Source organism: Duganella sp. AC917 (assembly GCF_979258245.1).
In genome coordinates this window covers 1114564-1134445 of sequence record NZ_OZ409848.1, presented here as the reverse complement: position 1 = coordinate 1134445, position 19882 = coordinate 1114564, and the positions used below count along the sequence as shown (strand labels likewise).

At 62.2% G+C, this 19882-nt stretch carries 20 protein-coding genes; 11 read left to right on the top strand and 9 right to left on the bottom strand.

What is annotated here, in order from left to right:
- The first annotated feature begins 27 nt into the window (after nt 1-27).
- The 6 genes from ACZ0BA_RS05080 to ACZ0BA_RS05055 all read left to right on the top strand — a co-directional run bounded on the left by ACZ0BA_RS05080 (nt 28) and on the right by ACZ0BA_RS05055 (nt 5368).
- Nucleotides 28-999: an MBL fold metallo-hydrolase gene (locus tag ACZ0BA_RS05080; protein WP_463450244.1), complete on the top strand. Its 972-nt coding sequence runs from the start codon at nt 28-30 to the stop codon at nt 997-999.
- Between the two features lie 108 nt (nt 1000-1107).
- Nucleotides 1108-1950, top strand: coding sequence for an alpha/beta fold hydrolase (locus ACZ0BA_RS05075; RefSeq protein WP_463450243.1), 843 nt, complete (start codon nt 1108-1110; stop codon nt 1948-1950).
- Nucleotides 1951-2121: 171 nt separating this feature from the next.
- Complete coding sequence (locus tag ACZ0BA_RS05070; RefSeq protein ID WP_463450242.1) at nt 2122-2667, top strand: Dps family protein; 546 nt, start codon at nt 2122-2124, stop codon at nt 2665-2667.
- Nucleotides 2668-2681: 14 nt separating this feature from the next.
- Complete coding sequence (locus ACZ0BA_RS05065; RefSeq protein ID WP_463450241.1) at nt 2682-3518, top strand: sensor histidine kinase; 837 nt, start codon at nt 2682-2684, stop codon at nt 3516-3518.
- The gene (locus ACZ0BA_RS05060) at nt 3497-4120 is read left to right on the top strand and encodes a response regulator (RefSeq protein ID WP_463450240.1); all 624 of its coding nucleotides are present in this window, start codon (nt 3497-3499) and stop codon (nt 4118-4120) included. The genes ACZ0BA_RS05065 and ACZ0BA_RS05060 overlap by 22 nt, the downstream gene beginning before the upstream one ends.
- 270 nt (nt 4121-4390) lie before the next feature.
- Nucleotides 4391-5368 (top strand): IS110 family RNA-guided transposase, encoded by a 978-nt coding sequence (locus ACZ0BA_RS05055; protein ID WP_463450239.1) that lies wholly within the window; start codon nt 4391-4393, stop codon nt 5366-5368.
- Between the two features lie 41 nt (nt 5369-5409).
- On the opposite strand, the gene ACZ0BA_RS05050 is transcribed toward ACZ0BA_RS05055, so the two are convergent.
- Nucleotides 5410-6096 (bottom strand): hydrolase, encoded by a 687-nt coding sequence (locus tag ACZ0BA_RS05050; RefSeq protein WP_463450238.1) that lies wholly within the window; start codon nt 6094-6096, stop codon nt 5410-5412.
- Nucleotides 6097-6233: 137 nt separating this feature from the next.
- On the opposite strand from ACZ0BA_RS05050, the gene ACZ0BA_RS05045 reads away from it, so the two are divergent.
- Nucleotides 6234-6647: a hypothetical protein gene (locus tag ACZ0BA_RS05045; protein WP_463450237.1), complete on the top strand. Its 414-nt coding sequence runs from the start codon at nt 6234-6236 to the stop codon at nt 6645-6647.
- 20 nt (nt 6648-6667) lie between these two features.
- On the opposite strand, the gene ACZ0BA_RS05040 is transcribed toward ACZ0BA_RS05045, so the two are convergent.
- Nucleotides 6668-9715 carry a sensor histidine kinase gene (locus tag ACZ0BA_RS05040; protein ID WP_463450236.1) on the bottom strand — a complete coding sequence of 1016 codons (3048 nt, stop codon included), beginning with the start codon at nt 9713-9715 and terminating at the stop codon, nt 6668-6670.
- Between the two features lie 174 nt (nt 9716-9889).
- On the opposite strand from ACZ0BA_RS05040, the gene ACZ0BA_RS05035 reads away from it, so the two are divergent.
- Together ACZ0BA_RS05035 and ACZ0BA_RS05030 are read left to right on the top strand one after the other, a co-directional pair.
- The gene (locus ACZ0BA_RS05035) at nt 9890-10273 is read left to right on the top strand and encodes a hypothetical protein (RefSeq protein WP_463450235.1); all 384 of its coding nucleotides are present in this window, start codon (nt 9890-9892) and stop codon (nt 10271-10273) included.
- A 333-nt stretch (nt 10274-10606) separates the two neighbouring features.
- Nucleotides 10607-11500 carry a PAS domain-containing protein gene (locus ACZ0BA_RS05030; protein ID WP_463450234.1) on the top strand — a complete coding sequence of 298 codons (894 nt, stop codon included), beginning with the start codon at nt 10607-10609 and terminating at the stop codon, nt 11498-11500.
- 254 nt (nt 11501-11754) lie between these two features.
- Here ACZ0BA_RS05030 and ACZ0BA_RS05025 read toward each other — a convergent pair whose 3' ends face one another.
- Nucleotides 11755-11982 carry a hypothetical protein gene (locus ACZ0BA_RS05025; protein WP_463450233.1) on the bottom strand — a complete coding sequence of 76 codons (228 nt, stop codon included), beginning with the start codon at nt 11980-11982 and terminating at the stop codon, nt 11755-11757.
- 170 nt (nt 11983-12152) lie between these two features.
- Here ACZ0BA_RS05025 and ACZ0BA_RS05020 point away from each other — a divergent pair, with 170 nt between their 5' ends.
- Together ACZ0BA_RS05020 and ACZ0BA_RS05015 are read left to right on the top strand one after the other, a co-directional pair.
- On the top strand, nt 12153-12731 hold the full coding sequence (locus ACZ0BA_RS05020) for a chromate transporter (protein WP_463450232.1): 579 nt from the start codon (nt 12153-12155) through the stop codon (nt 12729-12731).
- A complete protein-coding gene (locus tag ACZ0BA_RS05015; protein WP_463450231.1) occupies nt 12728-13315 on the top strand; it encodes a chromate transporter in 588 nt (195 codons plus the stop codon). The genes ACZ0BA_RS05020 and ACZ0BA_RS05015 overlap by 4 nt, the downstream gene beginning before the upstream one ends.
- Before the next feature lie 23 nt (nt 13316-13338).
- Here the strand turns inward: ACZ0BA_RS05015 and ACZ0BA_RS05010 are convergent, their stop codons facing one another.
- The 6 genes from ACZ0BA_RS05010 to ACZ0BA_RS04985 all read right to left on the bottom strand — a co-directional run bounded on the left by ACZ0BA_RS05010 (nt 13339) and on the right by ACZ0BA_RS04985 (nt 19868).
- Nucleotides 13339-15114, bottom strand: coding sequence for an amidohydrolase (locus ACZ0BA_RS05010; RefSeq protein WP_463450230.1), 1776 nt, complete (start codon nt 15112-15114; stop codon nt 13339-13341).
- Between the two features lie 88 nt (nt 15115-15202).
- On the bottom strand, nt 15203-15769 hold the full coding sequence (locus ACZ0BA_RS05005; RefSeq protein WP_463450229.1) for a YceI family protein: 567 nt from the start codon (nt 15767-15769) through the stop codon (nt 15203-15205).
- A gap of 266 nt (nt 15770-16035) precedes the next feature.
- A complete protein-coding gene (locus ACZ0BA_RS05000; protein WP_463450228.1) occupies nt 16036-16854 on the bottom strand; it encodes an ATP-binding cassette domain-containing protein in 819 nt (272 codons plus the stop codon).
- An 18-nt stretch (nt 16855-16872) separates the two neighbouring features.
- Complete coding sequence (gene ssuC, locus ACZ0BA_RS04995; protein WP_463450227.1) at nt 16873-17709, bottom strand: aliphatic sulfonate ABC transporter permease SsuC; 837 nt, start codon at nt 17707-17709, stop codon at nt 16873-16875.
- A 1-nt stretch (nt 17710) separates the two neighbouring features.
- Nucleotides 17711-18853 (bottom strand): FMNH2-dependent alkanesulfonate monooxygenase, encoded by a 1143-nt coding sequence (ssuD, locus tag ACZ0BA_RS04990; protein ID WP_463454710.1) that lies wholly within the window; start codon nt 18851-18853, stop codon nt 17711-17713.
- A gap of 22 nt (nt 18854-18875) precedes the next feature.
- Nucleotides 18876-19868 carry a sulfonate ABC transporter substrate-binding protein gene (locus ACZ0BA_RS04985; protein ID WP_463450226.1) on the bottom strand — a complete coding sequence of 331 codons (993 nt, stop codon included), beginning with the start codon at nt 19866-19868 and terminating at the stop codon, nt 18876-18878.
- Nucleotides 19869-19882 lie beyond the last annotated feature (14 nt).

Genomic DNA, 19882 nt, shown 5'->3' with positions numbered 1-19882 from the left:
CCTTCGTTGATACTGGAGCACTTTCAAATGAACCGCAAAACACTTTTGGCCGCAACACTGGCGGTAACCTGCGCATTGTTTGCCCCGGCCGGCCACGCCGCCGCGCTGCTGGTCGGCACCCAGGCGCCGGGCTACTATCGCATGATGCTGGGCGACTTCGAAATCACCGCGCTTTCCGACGGCAGCCACGCCTTCCCCATCGACACCGTGATGACGCACATCAAGCCGTCTGCGATCAGTCAGGATCTCGCCAACGCCGATCTGGCGCAGCCGGTGCAAGGTTCGATCAACGCGTTCCTGATCAATACCGGCAAAAAGTTGATACTGGTCGATGCCGGCGCCGGCGCCCTGTACGGCGATTGCTGCGGCAAGCTGCTGACCAACCTGCGCGCGGCCGGCTATCAGCCGGAACAGGTCGACGAGCTGCTGATCACGCATTTGCACAAGGACCACGCCGGCGGCATCATGGCGCAAGGCGCGGCGGCGTTCCCCAACGCGGTGCTGCGGCTGTCGCAAGCGGAGGCGGACTACTGGTTGACGCCGGCCAACAAGGCCAAGGCGCCTGAATTCCTGTCGACCTTCTTCGACGCCGCCCAGGCCGCCGTTGCGCCCTACCAGGCCGCCGGCCGTTATAAGCCCTACGGCAAGTTCGGCCAGCTGGAAGCCGGCATCGAGGCGTTGCCCGCGCCCGGCCATACCCCGGGGCATGCGATGTATCTGGTGCAGGATAAAAATCAGCAACTGCTGATATGGGGCGACATCGTCCACGTCTCCGCCGTTCAACTGCCGAACCCGGAAGCGACCGTCAAATACGACAGCAGCGAGGAGGATGCGCACAATACACGCGTGCGCCTGTTGCGGATGGCCGCCAGCAAGCACATGATCGTCGGCGCCGCGCACATCGCCTTCCCCGGCCTGGGCTACATCCACGAGCGCGCCGGCACCTACGAGTGGCTGCCGCTGAACTACGACGGCGCGCCGGCCACCAACAATCGTTGACGCCCACCCAAACGCCGAGTGCCGGACTAGACTTTTGGCAGGAGCTTTACCGCGATGTGCTGACTACACTGCTATGGCAGCATCCACCAACACATCAAGGAGATTCAAATGTCTAACAGCAAACTTTCAGTCGACAGCGTCATCACCGAAGACGGCACCCGCATTCACTTCAAGGATTGGGGCACCGGCCCGGCCGTGGTCTTCAGCCACGGCTGGCCGCTGCAGGGCGATGCGTGGGAAGACCAGATGATCTTCCTGGCCAGCAACGGCTACCGCGTCATCGCCCATGACCGTCGTGGTCACGGCCTGTCGAGCCAGCCATGGACCGGCAACGACATGGACACCTACGCCGACGATCTGGCCACGCTGATCAACGCGCTGGACCTGAAGGATGCGACGCTGGTGGGCCACTCCACCGGTGGCGGCGAAGTGGCGCGCTACATCGGCCGCCACGGCACCGCCCGCGTCGCCAAAGCGGTGTTGGTGGGCGCCGTGCCGCCGCAGATGGTCAAATCGGACAGCAACCCGAACGGCTTGCCGATGTCGGTGTTCGACGGCATCCGCAGCGCCGTGCTGGCCGACCGCTCGCAGTTCTTCAAGGACCTGACCTTGCCGTTCTACGGCTACAACCGCGACGGCGCCAAGGTTTCACAGGGCGTGCGCGATACCTTCTGGGCACAAGGCATGCAGTGCGGCATCAAGAACGCCTATGACTGCATCAAGCAATTCTCGGAAACCGACTTCACCGAAGACCTGAAAAAGATCGACGTGCCGACCCTGTTCGTGCACGGCAGCGACGACCAGATCGTGCCGATCGACGCCGCCGCCAAGGCCGCCGTCAAGCTGGTCAAGAACGGCACCCTGAAGATCTACGAAGGCGCCCCGCACGGCTTGCCGACCACCCACAAGGACAAGCTCAACGCCGACCTGCTGGACTTCCTCAAGTCCTGACGCTAGCGGTGCCGGCCGCGCGCCGGTACCTCTATCGGGTAATCCATTTCCCTCCCCAATGCACTTTCCACGTCACTCTTTCGGATAAGGGATTATCCGGCCGCGCGCCGGATAATGACAGTACCGGGTGCCCCTTGCCGATTGCGGCGCGGAACAATTTGAAAGCACATCATGAGCAACGAAAAATCCTCCGACATCCTGCAAGACTTCGGCGCGCTGGCCAACGTGCGCATCGGCCTGAGCGCGGAAGTGCGCTCGCAAGGCGTGCGCGCGCTGAACCGCCTGCTGGCCCACACCATGGCCATGCGCGACGCCTACAAGAAAGCGCACTGGCAAACCTCGGGCGCCACCTTCCATCAACTGCACCTGCTGTTCGACAAGCACTACACCGAACAGGTCGCGATCATGGACGCCATCGCCGAGCGCGTGCAGACCCTGGGCGGCGTGACGTTCGCGCTGGCACAGGACATCGCCGACGAGTCGACCATCTCGCGCACCGCCCCGCGCGGCCGCGAGTCGGCCCTGGCCCAACTGAGCCGTCTGCTCGATGCGCACGAAACCATCCTGGTCGAAGCGCGTCCGCTGGCGCGCGCGGCAGCCGAGGCCGGCGACGACGGCACCAACGACCTGATCGTCAGCCAGGTGGTGCGCAGCAATGAACTGCAAAGCTGGTTCATCGGCGAGCACCTGGCGGCGCAGACACAGCCCGCCAAATAGCAATGCCCACGCCCATGGATAACACGGCGGTATTGGCGCTCGACAACGAGCAACTGTACCGCCGCTTGCAGGAGGAAAAGGCGCGCCGGCTGCAAGCGGAGGAAGCGCTGCAGCACGCCACGGAAGAACTGGCACGGCTGGCCCGCATCACCTCCATGGGCGAGTTCGCCGCATCGATCGCGCACGAGGTCAACCAGCCGCTGGCGGCGATGGTGCTGCACGCCGAAGTCGGCCTCAACGCCCTGACGCAACAGCCGCCGCAGCCCGAGCAGGCGCGCGACGCCCTGAAACTGATCCTGCACATCGGCGCGAGCGCCGGCGACGTCATCCGCAGCATCCGCGGCATGTCGAGCAAGACCAGTCCCGTTCCCACATTGTTCCCGGTCGACGACGCGCTGCGCGAAGTGCTGCGCCTGCTGCGCGCGGAGCTGTATAAACACCGTATCGAAGTCTGCGACGGCCTGGCGCTGGGCGAGCACCAGCTGCACGCCGACCGGGTGCAGTTGCAGCAAGTGATGATGAATCTGGTACTTAACGCCATCGAGGCGATGAAGGACGTGCACGACCGTCCCCGCAAGCTGGAACTGCGCTCGGCGCTGGCCGACATTTCCGGCACCTTGCGCATCAGCGTGGAAGACAACGGCGTTGGCGTGTCCGCCAAGCTGGCCGAGCGGCTGTTCGATCCGCTGTTCTCCACCAAGCCGGGCGGCACCGGGCTGGGCCTGTCGATCTGCCGCACGATCATCCACTCGCATGGCGGGCGCATCTGGAGCACTTCGCGCCAGCCGCACGGCACCGCTTTTCACATCAGTCTCAAGGGAAACACGACATGGACACCATCTCCATCCTGATCGCCGACGATCATCCGCTCATCCTCGCCGGGCTTAGCGCCCTGCTCAATTCGATGCCGGAGTTCCGGCTGCTGGCGCAGGCCGCCAACGGCTTGCAGGCGGTGGCGTTGTATCGCCAGCACCGGCCGGACGTGGTCATCATGGATTTGAGCATGCCGGAGATGCACGGTGTCGATGCGATCGGGCATATCCGCGCGTTCGATGCGGAGGCGCGCATTGTGATCCTGACGACTTATCAGGGCGATGAGGATGTGTTTCGCGGCTTGCGCGCGGGCGCCATGGCATATTTGTTGAAGGATAGCGGTTCGGAACAATTGGCCCGGTGCATACGGACGGTGGCGGTGGGGCAAAAGTTTTTGCCGCCGGAGGTGGCGGTCAAGCTGGCCGAGCGATCCGAGACGACCAGGTTGTCGCCCAGGGAGCTGGAAATATTGGCGCACCTGGCGACCGGCAAGAGCAACAAGATGATCGCGCGCAGTGCGGCAATCGAGGTGGGGACGGTGAAGTTCCACGTTAATAATATCTTGGCGAAGCTGAATGTCGCCAGCCGGACGGAGGCCGCGACCGTGGCGGCGCGGCGGGGTCTTTTGAGCGTTTTTTGATGGCGGGATAGGCCGCCGGTGGCGCGTGTATGGCGGATTACGGCGTTGCCTAATCCGCCCTTGTATCTTGATCGAGTTAGTGGTTAGCTACCATTAACTGAGGTGAGGGACATCCTGTATCCGCCCTGAAGGCTCGACCTTGTGACGTAGATTAGGCCCTTCACCTCTCCTCCACACCAATTATTTGACACTGGACGGTAGCCAAGGGCAAGGACCCTGTATGTACAAGGTGAGTGGGTGTGATTGATCAACTTCAAAATATTTTAGTTTATGTTCTATCTCGGCATTGATGTTTCCAAAGTAAAATTAGACTGCGCCTTGCGCAACGCTGACAGCGGCAAAGTAAAGACGAAGGTAATCCCAAACACAGCTGATGGGTTCAAAAAACTTTTGGAGTGGTTGACGAAGAACGACGCGCCGTCGCCACACATCATCATGGAGCCCACCGGTGTGTATCACGAGTTAGCTGCCTTCTTTTTTGTCGATGCTGGCCTTACTATTTCATTGGTTAATCCCGCCCAGCTTCGCGAATATGCTGGTGGACTGGGCGTGAGAACCAAGACCGATAAGATGGATAGCCAGGTCCTGGCTCGCTTTGGCACCGAGCGAAAGCCCGCACCCTGGCAGCCGCCTTCTGCTGCGGCCCGCACCCTCAAAGCCTTGCTGGCACGACGTGACGCCGTCGCGGACGATCTGCTGCGTGAGAAGAATCGACAGGAAAAACTGGAGGCCACTGAGACGCCCCAGTTGGTGACTGAGTCGGTGGAAGGGTCAATCAAATTCATCGAGGCCGAGTTAAAGCGCCTACAGCACTGCATCGATGACCTGATAGATAACGATCCGGACATGCGCGGGAAAAAAGAGTTGTTGAACTCCATTCCAGGCGTGGGGGAACGGGTCTCCAATCACATGACTTGCCTGCTCGCCGGGCGTGATTTTAAAAGTGGGGAGCAACTTGCTGCTTACCTTGGCCTGATTCCGGTCAGCTGGGAGTCCGGAACCTCAGTGCGCGTACCGCCACACATGTCCAAAGCCGGGCCGGCCCATTTGAGGAAGCTGTTGTACATGCCAGCAATCGTGGCGGTAAAGCGCAATCCACACATTAAAGCACTCTACGAGCGCTTGCTTGAGCGCGGCAAATCCAAAATGTCCGCCATTGGGGCCGCCATGCGCAAGCTCGCACATTTGTGCTTCGGTGTCGTCAAGACTGGACGGGCTTACGATAAAAATTTTGCCATTCTGTCTTGACGATCAAGACGGTATCTACTTTGGTTCCTTGCTGATTCCGGTTATTTGGCCGGGATCGGGGCCAGGGTTTTGTGGTCGCTGGTGGAGCGTGGCGCTGCTTTGTGGACCATCGTGTAGGCGTAGTCCACACCCATGCCGTACGCGCCCGAATGCTCGCGCACCACGGCCATCACCGCATCGTAGGTTTCGCGGTGCGCCCAGTCGCGCTGCCATTCCAGCATGACTTGCTGCCAGGTCACCGGCACCACGCCGGCCTGGATCATGCGCTGCATCGCGAAGTCGTGCGCTTCCTTGGTCGTGCCGCCCGATGCGTCCGCGACCATGTAGATTTCGTAGCCGCCCTCGAGCATCGCGCACAGTGCGAAACTGTTGTTGCACACCTCGGTCCACAGGCCCGACACGATCACTTTCTTCTTGCCGTTGGCGGCCAGCGCGTCGCGCACTTTCTGGTCGTCCCACGAGTTCATCGACGTGCGTTCCAGGATATCCTTGCCTGGGAAGACATCCAGCAGTTCCGGGTACGTATGGCCCGAGAACGATTCGGTTTCAACGGTGGTGATGATGGTCGGAATGTTGAAGATCTTGGCCGATTTGGCCAGCGCGACGGTATTGTTTTTCAGCGTCTGGCGGTCCATCGACTGGACGCCGAAAGCCATTTGCGGCTGCTGGTCGATGAAGATCAGCTGGCAGTTGGTAGGGGTCAGGACTTCGAGTTTTGGATTCATCATGATGGCTTCCATAGTGGGTAAAGGAGAACGACCATGTTAGGCGCTGGACCCGGCCAGCACCACTATCTAAATGTAGGCTCCGGCGGGCTGGCAACTCTGCTAAGCTGCCCGCTGAACATCACTACTATGGACCTGACATGACCACACCGGACGACACCGCGCAACGCGCGCAGCTGAACGCACTGGCGCGCGGCTTGCGCGACCTGCACAAGCAATTGCTGCACATCGAAACCCAATACTTCGGCGCGGTCGGCAGTCCGCTCGAGCTGTTGCAACTGGTGACCAACCATCCGCATTTCGCCTGGCTGCAAAAGCTGTCCGGCTTGATGGCGCAGATGGACGAGCGGCTCGACGAACCGGAACCGATCGCCGTCGCCGACGCGCTGGTGTTCCGCCGCGCGGTGGAGGCGCTGATCGGCCCGTCGGAAGAAGGCGACATGGAATTCCGCGCCAAGTACAACGCCCTGTTGCACGATGCGCCGGAAGTGGTCATGGCGCACGGCGCGGTGCGCAAACTGCTGGCCGCGATCGCCGCCGCGCCGGCCGCTTAACATAGCTGTACGGCGCCCGCTTACCGGCGGCGCCGCAACCAACGCTGCAGCCGCTGCCACCGCGACTGGCCGACATATGCCAGCGCGGCGGGAATCGCCAGCCTCACCCGCGTGCCGATCACCGGACTGTCGATCGCCAACGTGGCGCCGATCCGCGCGGCACGCTCGGCCATGCCCTGCAAGCCCCAGTGGCCGGCGCGTTTGCCATCGGACAGAATCTCGGCCGGAATGCCGTTGCCGTCATCGTCGACCTGCATGACGAATTGGTCGGGACTGTAGCTTAGCGTGACCTGGATCGATTTCGCGGCGGCGTGGCGGAAGGCGTTCATCAGCGCCTCGCGGCCGATGATATAGACCTCGCAGCTGACATCGGCCGTCAAGTGCAGCGCCCCGCCCTCCCTGCGCAGGCTGAACACGCTATGGTGGCTCTCCTGCAGCACCTCGCCGACGATCGCCAACCCGCGATCGAGATCGCCGTCGCTCATCGCGCTCGAACGCAAATCCTGCACTTCGTCGCGCCCTTCTTCGATCACGCGGTCGGCCAGCAGCAGCATGCGCTCCAGCCGCGCGCGCGTGGACGAATCATCCGGCATGGCGCTCATCGCATTCTGGAAGCCCAGCACCAGCCCCTGCACACTTTGCAGGAAGGTATCGTGCAAGGTGCGGGCGATACGCTCGCGTTCCGCCATGCGCTCGGCGATGCGCATGGTCGCCTGCCGCAGCCACAGCCGGTAAAGCAGGTACAAGGCGCCGGCCAGCGCCAGCGCGCACAGCGCGTAGAACAGCGGCGTTTGTCTAAAAGTCGGCAGGATGGTCAGCGTAATCGACGTGTCGCGCGTATTCCACTGGCCCAGCTGGTTGACGGCGGCAATGCGGAAACGGTAATCGCCTGGTCCCACATTGGTGTACGACACCGCACGGCGGCCGCCGGAATCCTGCCAGTCGGCATCGACACCTTCGAGCTGATACCGGAAATGCACCATTTCCGGCATGCTGTAGCTCAGCGCGGTGAACTCGATGCGGAACGAGGTTGTGCCCGGGTCCAGCCGCACCGCCTTGGTAAAGTCCAGGTAGCGCTTGCCCTTGGCCACCAGCGTTTCGACGACCACCTCCGGCGCATGCGGTGGGGCATGGGATTTGGTGGTGTCGAGACGGGTCATGCCGGTGGCGCCGACAAACCACAGCTGGCCATCGACGTCGGCCAGGGCGGTGGGCCGCCGGGTACTGGTGTCGGCAAAGCCCGGATAACCGTCCAGCACGCCGTACAGCGTGTATTTCAACGGTATGCCAGGCGCGCTGGTCGCCGCCCTCCAGTCGGCCGCCTTGACGTAGACGACGCCCTTGCTGCCGTTGAGCCAGCGATCGCCATTGGCGCCAACGACGGTGCCCGAGACACCGGCCAGCACATCGGGATCGGCGGCCGTCAGCCGATGGAAGACGCCGTCGCGCACCACCGCCAGGCCGCCAATGCCGCCGACGACGACCTGGTCGCCGGCGACGTGCAGATGGGTGATCGGGCCGGTATCGTTGTCCGCCGCCGGCCGGTAGCGTGTGACGCGGCCATGATCGAAATAAACGATCGATCCATCGTCGTAGCCGAGCCACAGCGTTCCTGGGCGCACGCCGGCTTCGCCCACAAATGAGCCCGGCGGCAAGCCCAGATCCGCCTGGCTGGTCCATTTTCCGTCCGCCAGCCGGAAAGCTCCCCGCCGTGCGACCGACACCCACACGCCGGCGCCATCGTCGAACACGCGCGTCACGCGCACGGGCTCGCTGGTATCGACCGGGGCCGGCGGATAGGCGATGCGCTCGGAGCGGTCGGAGTAGCGGCGTTCGAGCGCGTCGGGCCGGGCCAGCAGCAAGGCGCCGTCGCGGGCGTTGCCGATGGCGCCCGAACCGTCGCGCGGGAAGTGCTCGTCGAAGGCCTGGGCGCCGTCGGCCCGCAGCCGCCACACTTGTCCAGTCGGCAGGCTGAGCGCCAGCACGTGGCCGGTCGCGTCCAGCGCCAACTTGAAGGACCGTTCGCCGCCGGCCAGCTTGACTGGTGCCAGGCGGTTGTGACGGAACCTTTCCACGCCGGCCTGGGTGCCGATCCAGATGCTGCCGTCACGATCCTCGAACAGGATGTTGCCGGTCAAACTGCTGAGCTGCCAGGGCTGATCCAGCCGGCTGCGCGGCGCGGCGTTGGGCGCCATCTGGCGGCTGGGCATGGCGCCCACGCCTTCGCTGCGGCAGACACCGACCGGACAGGCCAGCGACCAAAAATTGCCATCGCGGTCGAACAGTCCGTTTTCCTGGCCCTGCGATTGCGCCAGCCAGGCCGGACGGGGCTTCCGCGGTCCGCGATGCTGGTCGGGAACCGGTATCAACCTGTCGTGCATATCCTGCCACAGCCGGCCATCCGGCGACTCGATCAGGTTGACGGTATGCTTATGCTGGGCTTGCACTTGCCGGAAGGCCTTGGCGCCGGCCGGCATCACGTACAACGCGTGCCCGACGGCCACCCACATCTGTCCGTACTGGTCGGCGACCACGTTCGACACTTCGCCGGCCGGCAAGCCCAGTTCCGTCCCGATGTTGCGCCAGGCGCCGCCGCGCAGTTGCAGCAGCGCGCTGGTGGTGGCGACCCACAACTGGCCGTGTTCATCGGTCGTGGCGCTGGTGACCGGCCCGAGCGGCTGTGCGTCGACCAGATCCGGGTAATGGGTGATGTGTCCACGGTGCAGGCGGCTCAGGCCACCGAACAGGTAGCCGATCAGCAGATCGCCGTCGCGCAGCGCCGTCAGCGCCGTCACCGGACGCTTGGGTGCGGTCTCGCCGTTCAATGCCTCGAAGCGCCGGAAGCGCATGCCGTCAAAGCGGTAGAAACCGTCGACGCTGCCGATCCACAACCAGCCATCGGCGGTCTGCGCAATCGACGACACCTGGGCCGGCGCGCCATCCTTGCCGGTCCAGATATCGTGATGCAGCTCATCGAGCGGGATCTTGCCATCCAGCGCCATCGCGTTTGCCGACGCAAATACAAACAACACGATCAGGCGACGTAGCGACAGCAACATAAGGGTCATACCGAGCGGGAAAATTTAACAATCCGCCATGATAGGCCATTTTCCCGGCGGCCAACATGGCGGCCTCTGCCGCGATAATGAAATAGCTATCGAAATCATAGGAACAATAAAATTTACCAATGACGTGCGGCGGCGTAAGCTGTCAACTCTTCACCAGCCCAAACGAGTACCATCATGAACAAGTCAAAGCCCGCCGCAACGGTCCGTCCACTTCCGCTCAGCGGTGTCCTACTCGCGCTCGCTTACGCCGCAGGCATGCTGGGCGGCGAAATGCTGGGGTGGGCCCTATTCGCCGTCGGCGCGGGTGCCTGGATGATGGCGGACGGCAGGACGGTGGTCCGCATGCTGACGCGGCGCACGCCCCACCACACCCAGCGCCTGATTACTTACAGCACGCCGCCGGCCATCGCACTGCTCGCCTACATGACCCTGGCCGGCGGCGCGGCCGATGCGGTCGTCGGCGGCGCCCTGGCGTTGCACGCCTTGCTGGTGTGGGTGGTATTGATGGGTGCGGCCTACGCTGTTTCTCAAGAAACAGCGGTAAGCCAGCGGATTTAAAGCGGATTTCGCAGATATCCACACCAACTGTGGATAACGTTGTGAATAACCCCCACTTGACAGCAGAGAACGCCTTTAACGACGGGGGTTTTAATAAAATGCCCAATCCGAAGGCAGATTTTTTCCCCAATAAAATCAATCACTTACAAGATCAAAAATTTTGACGCCCGCACTTTTCGAGGTCGCTTGAAAAATATTTTTCTGTGCATAAGTAGGGACGGAGACAACTATGTCACGCCGCGCAGGGGAATCCTTTGACAAAAGTACGTGTGAGGAATAGTGTGGCTCTGGAGGTACGCATGACCTTCATAGACTCGCCTCGGGATTAAATGCATGAACCAGAATGATGATGACACGGATTGGATGATAGAAGACGAGGTTGCGCCAGTCGGCGCGCCCCAGGGAGGGACGCCGTCGGCGCCGCCGCCGTGGCGCGTGCTGATCGTGGACGACGACGTCGACGTTCACGTGGTCACCAAGTTCTCACTTAGCAATGTGTGCTTCCTTGGACGTCGACTCAGCTTCCTGCACGCCTACAGCGGCGAGGAAGCGCTCAACACACTGCGCAACACGCCGGACATCGCGCTGGTGTTGCTGGACGTCATCATGGAGACCAGCGACGCCGGCCTGAATGTCGCCCGCCAGATCCGCGACACGCTGCATAACCAGCTGGTGCGCATCGTGTTGCGTACCGGCCAGCCGGGACAGGCGCTGGAACACAGCATCATCCTCGATTACGACATCAACGATTTCTGGTGCAAAACCGACCTGACCACGCGCAAGCTGTTCACGACGGTGATCTCGTCGCTGCGCGCCTATAACGGTTTGGAAGAGGCGCACCGGCAAACGGTGGCATTGCAGACCGAGCTCGACCACGCGCATCGCCTGCTGTGCGCCGTCGACCAGCATGCCATCATCATGACGCTGACCCGGGGCGGTAAGATCGCGACGGTCAACGACAAGTTCGGCAACGTGTTCCAGTTCGCGCGCGACGAGGTCATCGGCGGCGACCTGCGCCTGCTGCATCCGCCGCCCTACCCGCAGGATCAACTAGCCGACGCGTTGCAGGCGATCAAAGAGGGGGAAAGCTGGACCGACGTCGTGACCGCGTGGCGCCGCGACGGCCAGGAAGTGCGCTTGCGGGTGAGCGTCAGCGCCCTCGAAGAACCGGCCACGCCCTACATTGTCGTGGCCAGCGTTTTGCAATCGATCAAGAAATCCTCCTAAGTGACGGATTGTTAAAGCACTTTTGGGGATATCCACAGCCTCTGTGGATATCTATGTGGAAAACACCCCATTGACAACGCGGGAGCCCTGTAACGGCGCGGCTTTCGACAAACTGCCCATCCAAAAGGCAAAATTAAACCCCTTAAAAATCAATGACTTGCGGCATCATCGATTGTTAAACGAAATTATTTCAAAAAAATTCTTGTCAACATGATGTGTGCATAACTAAACACGATTTCGGTTCGTTCGCCAGCTCAATGATGCTGCTTGCGGCGTTGCTCTGGATTCAGCAATACACGTTCGATCACCGTTGGGGCGACGTTATGGGATTTCATGTACTCGATCGCACAAATCGTATTGAAGCTCGCTTGCACGGTGATGCCACGTTCGACGACGGCGCTGCTTTGCTCATCGTGTCGCTGCTGATGGAAGTCGGTTCCGGGAACGGATTCCAGGCGGGGAGATAGGAGTGCGTTCATCATGATCCTTAGCAAGAGGTTGAGGGATTTTGATCCCGATCAAAGTGACGTGCAACGGGAGTATGAGCGACAGCACCTCAAAGTCAATGTCAGCTTCGTATCATTCCTAAATTAAAATATTGCTCTAGCGAACGCAATGGACACGGGGCAATAACCGGGGCGATAATAACCGGATGATGATCGAGACGCCGCGCCCCCGCCCTACTTCACTGTTTGATTTGTTCCTGTCGTTCACCATTTTGGCCTTGCAGGGCTTCGGCGGCGTGCTCGCGGTCGTGCAGCGCGAGATGGTCGAGCGCAAGCGCTGGCTGACGCAGGACGAGTTTGTCGAGGATTGGGCGGTCGCCCAGATCATGCCGGGGCCTAACGTTGTCAATCTGTCCCTGATGATCGGCAGCCGCTACTACGGCCTGCGTGGCGCCATGACTGCGCTGGCCGGAATGCTGACGGTGCCACTGATGGTCGTGCTGTGCCTGGCGCTGCTGCATGCACAATACGCCCACCATCCGGGCGTCGCCGGGGCGCTGCGCGGCATGGCGGCAGTGTCGGCCGGCATGATCGCAGCGACCGGCGTAAAGCTGGCCTCGGCGCTGCGCAAGCATCCGCTGCCGATGTGGCTGACCGGACTGATCGCCATACTATGCGTTGGCTTTGTCGTGGTCATGCGTTTGCCGCTGGCCTACACCTTGCTGATCCTCGGCAGCATCGCCGTCACGCTGACCTACCGCACGATGAAAGCGAAGTCGCCATGACTGCCGCGCCCATCCATATCGTGCTGAGCTTTGCCGATTGGCTGAACCTGTTCGGCCATTACATGCTGCTGTCGCTGCTGTCGATCGGCGGTGCGATCTCGACCACGTCTGAGATGCACCGCTTTCTGGTCGAGGAGCATCATTGGCTGACGCAATCCCAATTCAACGACTCGATCGCCATCGCCCAGGCCGCACCGGGGCCGAATGTGCTGTTCGTCGCGCTGATGGGCTGGAACGTGGGATTGAACGCCGGTAGCTATACGGCGGCGTTTGCCGGCGTGGCGGTGACGATGTTCGGCGTTCTGTTGCCCAGCACGACGTTGACGTATCTGGCCGCGCGCTGGGGCCATCGCAACCGCGAACTGCTGGGCGTGCGGGCGTTCAAGCAAGGCATGACGCCGGTGGTGGTGGGATTGATGGTGTCGGTGGGGATTATCCTGGGCAGCGCCAACAGCAACTGGACCACCGACTGGCCGTTGTGGCTGTTGTCGGTGGTGGCGGGCGTGATCATCTGGCGCACGCGGCTGCACTTGCTGTGGTTGCTGGGTGCGGGCGCCGCGCTGGGTTGGTACGGCTTGGTGTAAAAACCCGGCGCGGCCAATGACAACTACTTGTTCTGGTAGCCCCCGTAATACTTGACGGGACTCCAGTCCGGCTGCACCGCCGGCACGACCGGCGCCAACTGCTGGTACTCGGGCGCGGCGTACACCACCTTGCCGTTGACGATGGTCAGGCTGCTTTCCAGGTTCTTGATCTTCTCGACATCCATCGAGAAATAATCCTGCGGCAAGATCACCACGTCCGCGTACTGTCCCTTGGCCAGCGTGCCCTTGAGTTTTTCCTCGCCGCTCATCCAGGCACTGCCCTGCGTCATCAGCTTCAGCGCCTGATAGCGGCTCAGTACGTCACCAGGCTGCCACAGGCTCAAGCCGCCAGCCGTTTTGCCCGTCACCGCCCAGTAGATCGACGGCCACGGACCGTAGCTGCTGACGCGCGTGCCGTCCGTGCCCAAACCGACCGGAATCTTCATCTCCAGCATCTTCTTGATTGGCGGCATCTGGCGGGTTTGCGCGCCGTACTGCTTCCAGTACAGCTCGCCCTGGAAGTGCATGCGGTTTTGCACCGCGATACCACCGCCCAGCGCTTTCACGCGCGCCAGTTGCTTGTCGCTAATGGTTTCAGCATGGTCGAAGAACCAACGCAGGCCGTTCAGCGGCGTATCCTGGTTGACCTTTTCGATCACCGACAGGTCGCGGTCGATACTCTCGTCATACGTGGCGTGGATGCGGAACGGCCAGCGGTTCTTGATCAGCAGGCGCAGCACCGGCTCGAGTTCGCTTTCCATCTGCGCCGGCATGTTCGGCCGCGGCTCCAGGAAGTTTTCGAAGTCGGCCGCGCTCCACACCAGGTTCTCGCCGCCGCCCTCGGTGTTGTAGCCGTTGGCGTAGAACAGGTGATCGTTCTTGTCCGGCTTGGTCTGCGTCAGCCAGCGCTGGTAGTCTTCCAGCTCCTTGCCCGGTTTCTGCGCGAACAGATAGTAGGAAGTGCGCACCGTCAACTTGCCGTTCTTGGCCAGCTCCAGGCTGACCGCGTAATCGTCCGGATACGCCTGCCCGCCGCCGCCGGCATCGATGGCGCTGGTGATGCCCAAGCGGTTCAGTTCGCTGTAGTACTGCTGCGTGGAATTGATCTGCTGCTCGCGCGGCAACACGTTGGTCTTGGCCAGGGTGGTGTACAGGATCATCGCGTTCGGCTTGGCGATCAGCAGGCCGGTCGGCTTGCCATCGGCGCCGAGCTCGACCACGCCGTCCTGATATTTGGTGTCGGCGTTGTAACCCAGGGTGGCGATCCCCTTCTGGTTGACGAAGCCGAGGCCGTACAGATACAGGATGAAGACCGGCTTGTCCGGCACCGCCTCGTTGATTTCCGCCAGGGTCGGCAAGCGCTTTTCCTCGAACTGGAATTCGTTCCAGCCGCCGACCACCTTGACCCAGGCGCCGTCCGGCGTGCGCGCGGCCTGTTCCTTGAGCATTTGCAACGCCTTTTTCAGCGACGTCACGCCATCCCAGCGCAGCTCGGCGTTGTAGTTCAAGCCCTCGCGGATGATGTGCAGGTGGGAATCGTTGAGGCCGGGAATGACGGTTTTGCCGCCGGCGTCGATCAACTGCGTGTTGGCCGATTTGAGTTTGAGGATGCTGGCGTTGCTGCCGACGGCTTCGATCTTGCCGTCCTTGATGGCGAGCGCCTGGGCGAAGGCGCCCTCCTTCGTCATCGTGGCGATCTTGCCGTTGGTGATGATCAGATCCGTGGCCGCCTGCGCCAGGGTGGACATGCCGGCGGCGTGGATCAAGGTGACTGCCAAAGCAAGCTGCTTCAATTTCATGTACTACTCCTAAAAATAATGGGCCGACGCGGAACGAATCCGCGCCGGCCCACCTCAGAAGCCAACGAATCGAGCAAGCCCGGTTCGATTAGTCCTTGAGGGCTTCGACCGCGAAGGTCAGGGTAACGTCGTCGCCGACGTTCGGTGCGTATTTGCCTGCGTTAAATTCGGTGCGCTTGATGGTGGCGGTGGCGTTCGCGCCGCAAGCCAGTTTCTTCATCATCGGGTGGTCGGCGCACTTGAACCCGGTCACGGTCAGGGTCACCGGCTTGGTGACGCCCTTGACGGTCAGGTTGCCTTCGATAGTCGACGGTGCGTCGCCCTTGAAGTTGACCTTGGTCGACTTGTAGGTGATGGTCGGGAACTTGGCGGTGTCGAGGAAATCCTCGCCCTGGATGTGCTGGTCGAACAGTTTCGAACCGGTATCGACCGATTTGGTGTCGATGGTCGCTTCTACCGAGCCGGTCTTGGCGGCGCGGTCGATCGTGATCTTGGCGCTGGTGTTGTTGAAACGGCTCGTCTGCAACGAGTAGCCGAAATGGCTATACGAGAAGCTCGAGAAGGTGTGGTTGGCATCGGACGAGAACGTCTCAGGTGCGGCAACGGCGGACATCGAGATACCAGCGGCGACCAGCAGGGCAAAGATTTTTTTCATTGTAGAACTCCAGAATGTTGACATACGGATGAGAACGCGACGGGGATGGTTTTGCCACCTCGCAAATGTTCTCGAGTGCGAACGATTATGCTCGCGACATCTAAAGTTGTAAAACGAAAAATTTACCGCGTTACTATCGATAAAATCGATCATAGCGGAGTTTGGGAGAAGGCGAATCCGCCAAAAGGCGGAGGGAGGATGCGGCTGATGAGTTTCGGGGAGGGAGATTACGGCGTTCCGCCTAAACCGCCCTAGTGCCTCTGGAATTACGCAGCCGCCGCGTGCGGCGCCGGATGATGCAGAATACTACTCAACAAACGCTGCTCGAGCGCCGCGAACGCGGCATTGCCCCGCGCCCTCGGACGCGGCAAATCGACCTTCAAATCCAGCGTGATGCGGCCATCCTCGATCAGCACCACGCGATCGGCCAAGGCCAGCGCTTCCTGCACATCGTGGGTGACCAGCACCGCCGTGAAGCCGCGCTGCAGCCACAACGCCTCGATCAACTGCTGCATCTCGATGCGCGTCAACGCATCCAGTGCGCCGAGCGGTTCGTCGAGCAGCAGCAACTGCGGCTCGTGCAGCAAGGCCCGCGCCAGCGCCACGCGCTGCCGCTGGCCGCCGGACAGCTCCGCCGGCCAATCGTCGGCGCGTTCGGCCAGCCCCACCGTCGACAAGGTCGCCGCCGCCGCGTTCAGGGAGCGCGGCAAGCCTAACGCCACATTCTCCAGCACCGTCTTCCACGGCAGCAGGCGCGCCTCCTGGAACATGATGCGGATGCTGGCGCCGATGGCGCCTTTGCCGATCGCGATGCTGCCCTCGTCGGCCGTTTCCAACCCGGCGATCGCGCGCAGCAAGGTACTCTTGCCGCAACCGCTGCGCCCCACCACGGCGACAAACTCGCCCGGTTCAAGCTCCAGCCGGACATTCTTCAACACCTCACGCTCGCCGAAGGATTTGCTCAAGCCTTCCAGCGCCAGCGACACGCCCTGGCGCTTGGCCGGCGCGGGCGCCGGTATCGATGCGCTTTGCTTGCCCGGCCGGGACAGGCCCGGGACATCGAATAATGCGGTCGAAATGTTCATCTCATCTACTCCATCAAATCAGCGGTAGGCTGGATTCCAGCGCAGGAAGCGCTTTTCCAGACCACGCGACAGCAGGTCGGCCGCCTTGCCCAACAACGCATATAACAGTATCCCGACCAGCACCACATCCGTTTGCAGGAATTCGCGCGCATTCATCGTCATGTAGCCGATGCCCGCCTGGGCGGAAATCGTCTCGGCCACGATCAGCAGCACCCAGACGAGACCCAGCGAAAAGCGCACACCGACCAGTATCGACGGCAGCGCCGCCGGCAGGATCACGTCGCGGTACAGCGGCCAGCCGGACAGCCCATAGCTGCGCGCCATCTCGATCAAGCCCTGGTCGGCCGAGCGGATGCCGTGGAAGGTATTCAGATACACCGGGAAGAACACGCCCACCGCCAGCAGGAACAATTTGGCCGTTTCGTCGATGCCGAACCACAGGATCACCAGCGGTATGAGTGCCAGCGCCGGGATGTTGCGCACCATTTGCAGCGTGGTGTCGAGCAGCGTTTCGGCGCGGCGGGAGCTGCCCGTCAACAGGCCAAGCGCCAGACCCAGTCCGGCGCCGATGGCGAAGCCGCTGATGGCGCGCCACAGGCTGGTGCGAAGGTGCACCCACAACTCGCCCGACGCCGCCAGCGTCCAGAAAGCCTTGGCGACCGCCCACGGCTCCGGCAGGATGCGGCTCGACAGCCAGCCCAGTTGCGACGCCGCCTGCCAGCCGGCGATCAGCAGCACCGGCAGGATCCACGGCGCGAACACACTGCTTTGCGTGCGCCCGCCAGCGCCGGCCGCACCCTTGCGTGCGGTTTTACGGGCGCTCTTGACCAGCGGTTGGGGTAAGACGGCCGCCATCTCAGGCCGCCTTTTTAGGCACGATATCGCTGGCCATCACTTCGCCGAACGGACCGCTCAGCGACTGCTCGCCCACGGCCTTGCCTTTGCCCAGCAACGGGAATACCAGCTCGGCGAAGCGGTACGACTCCTCCAGATGAGGGTAGCCCGAGAAGATGAAGGTGTCGATGCCCAGATCGGCGTATTCCTGGATGCGCGCGACCACCGTTTCGGCGTCGCCGACCAGCGCCGTGCCGGCGCCACCGCGCACCAGGCCCACGCCGGCCCACAAGTTGGGCGAGACTTCGAGCTTGTCGCGGCGGCCGCCATGCAAGGCGGCCATGCGCTGCTGCCCGACCGAATCCATCTTGCCGAACGCCGCCTGCGCCTTGGCGATGATGTCGTCGTCCAGATGGCTGATCAATTCGTCGGCGGCGCGCCATGCGGCTTCGTTGGTTTCGCGGACGATCACGTGCAAGCGTATGCCGAACTTCACGGTGCGGCCATGCTTGGCGGCGCGCGCGCGGATGTCGGCGATCTTCTCGGCGACGGCGGCCGGCGGTTCACCCCAGGTCAGGTAGACGTCCATCTGTTCGGCCGCCAGTTCGTGCGCCGGCTCCGAGGAGCCGCCGAAGTACAGCGGCGGATACGGTTTTTGCACCGCCGGATACAAGGTCTTGGCGCCCTTGACCTTGATATGCTTGCCCTCGAAATCGTAACCGGCGTCGCCACCCTCGCCCGCCAGCGACGCGCGCCAGACGCGGATGAATTCATCCGAAATTTCATAGCGCTTGGCGTGGTCGGCGTACAGGCCGTCCGCTTCCAGTTCGCCCTGGTCGCCGCCGGTAACGACGTTGATCAACAGGCGACCGTTGGACAAACGGTCGAAGGTGGCGGCCATGCGCACGGTCAGGCCGGGCGTGGTCAGGCCGGGACGGATGGCGACCAGGAACTTGAGCTTTTGCGTGACGCTGATCAGCGAAGAGGCGACCACCCAGGCGTCCTCGCACGAGCGTCCGGTCGGCAGCAGCACGCCGTCGTAACCCAGGGTGTCGGCGGCAACCGCACACTGTTTCAGGTAGTCGGCATCGACCGGGCGCGCGCCCTTGGAAGTGCCAAGATAGCGGCTGTCGCCATGGGTCGGGATAAACCAGAAGATATTCAAAGACATGATGTACTCGATTCCTTTATTGCGCCGCCAGCTGTTTCGCTGGCAGTTGTGCGTCCTTGACCACGATAGGTTTCGGGATCAGTTTGAGACTGGAGAAAGCGTCGGCCAGCTTTTGCTGCTGTTGCAGCACGTCGGCGGTGATCGGCTTGACGCCGTAGGCATAGCGGGAGGCCGCCAGCGCCACCACTTCCGTATCGAGCCCGGTCTGTGTGGACAGGATGGTGGCGACTTCCTTCGGATTCTTGGCGCCCCATTCGTCGACCTTGCCGATTTCCTCTAGCACGATGCGCACCACTTCCTGATTCTTCTCGGCGTACGGACGCGCGGCCAGATAGAACTGGTGGTTGGCGACCAGGCCTTTGCCGTCGGCCAGAACACGCGCGCCCAACTGCTTCTCGGCGGCGGCCAGGAACGGGTCCCAGATCGCCCACGCATCGACACTGCCGCGTTCAAACGCGGCGCGCGCGTCGGCCGGCGGCAGGAAGACGATATCGATTTCCTTGTAGCCGACGCCCGCCTTTTCCAGCGCCTTGACCAGCAGGTAGTGCACGTTGGAGCCCTTGTTCAAGGCGACCTTCTTGCCCTTCAACTCGGCCAGGCTGCGTATCTTCGAATCCTTCGGCACCACGATCGCCTCGCTGGCGGGCGAAGGCGGCTCGTTGCCGACATAAACCAGGTTTGCGCCGGCGGCCTGCGCAAAGATCGGCGGCGCTTCGCCGACGGTGCCGAAATCGACGCTGCCGACGTTCAGCCCTTCCAGCAGCTGGGGCCCGGCCGGGAATTCGGTCCATTTGACGGTGATGTTCTTGGTCGCCAGACGCTGCTCCAAGGTGCCGCGCCCTTTTAGAAGCGTCAAGGTGCCGTATTTCTGATAGCCGATGCGGATAATCTGCGCTTCCGGCTTGGCCTGCGCCGCCGCGAGGGTCGGAGCGCCTGCCGCCAGCACGCCGGCGGCAAACAGCAGACCCAATGTGTAGCGGCGGGCGGCGCGTTTTTGTTCGATACTCATGAATTCTTCCTTGA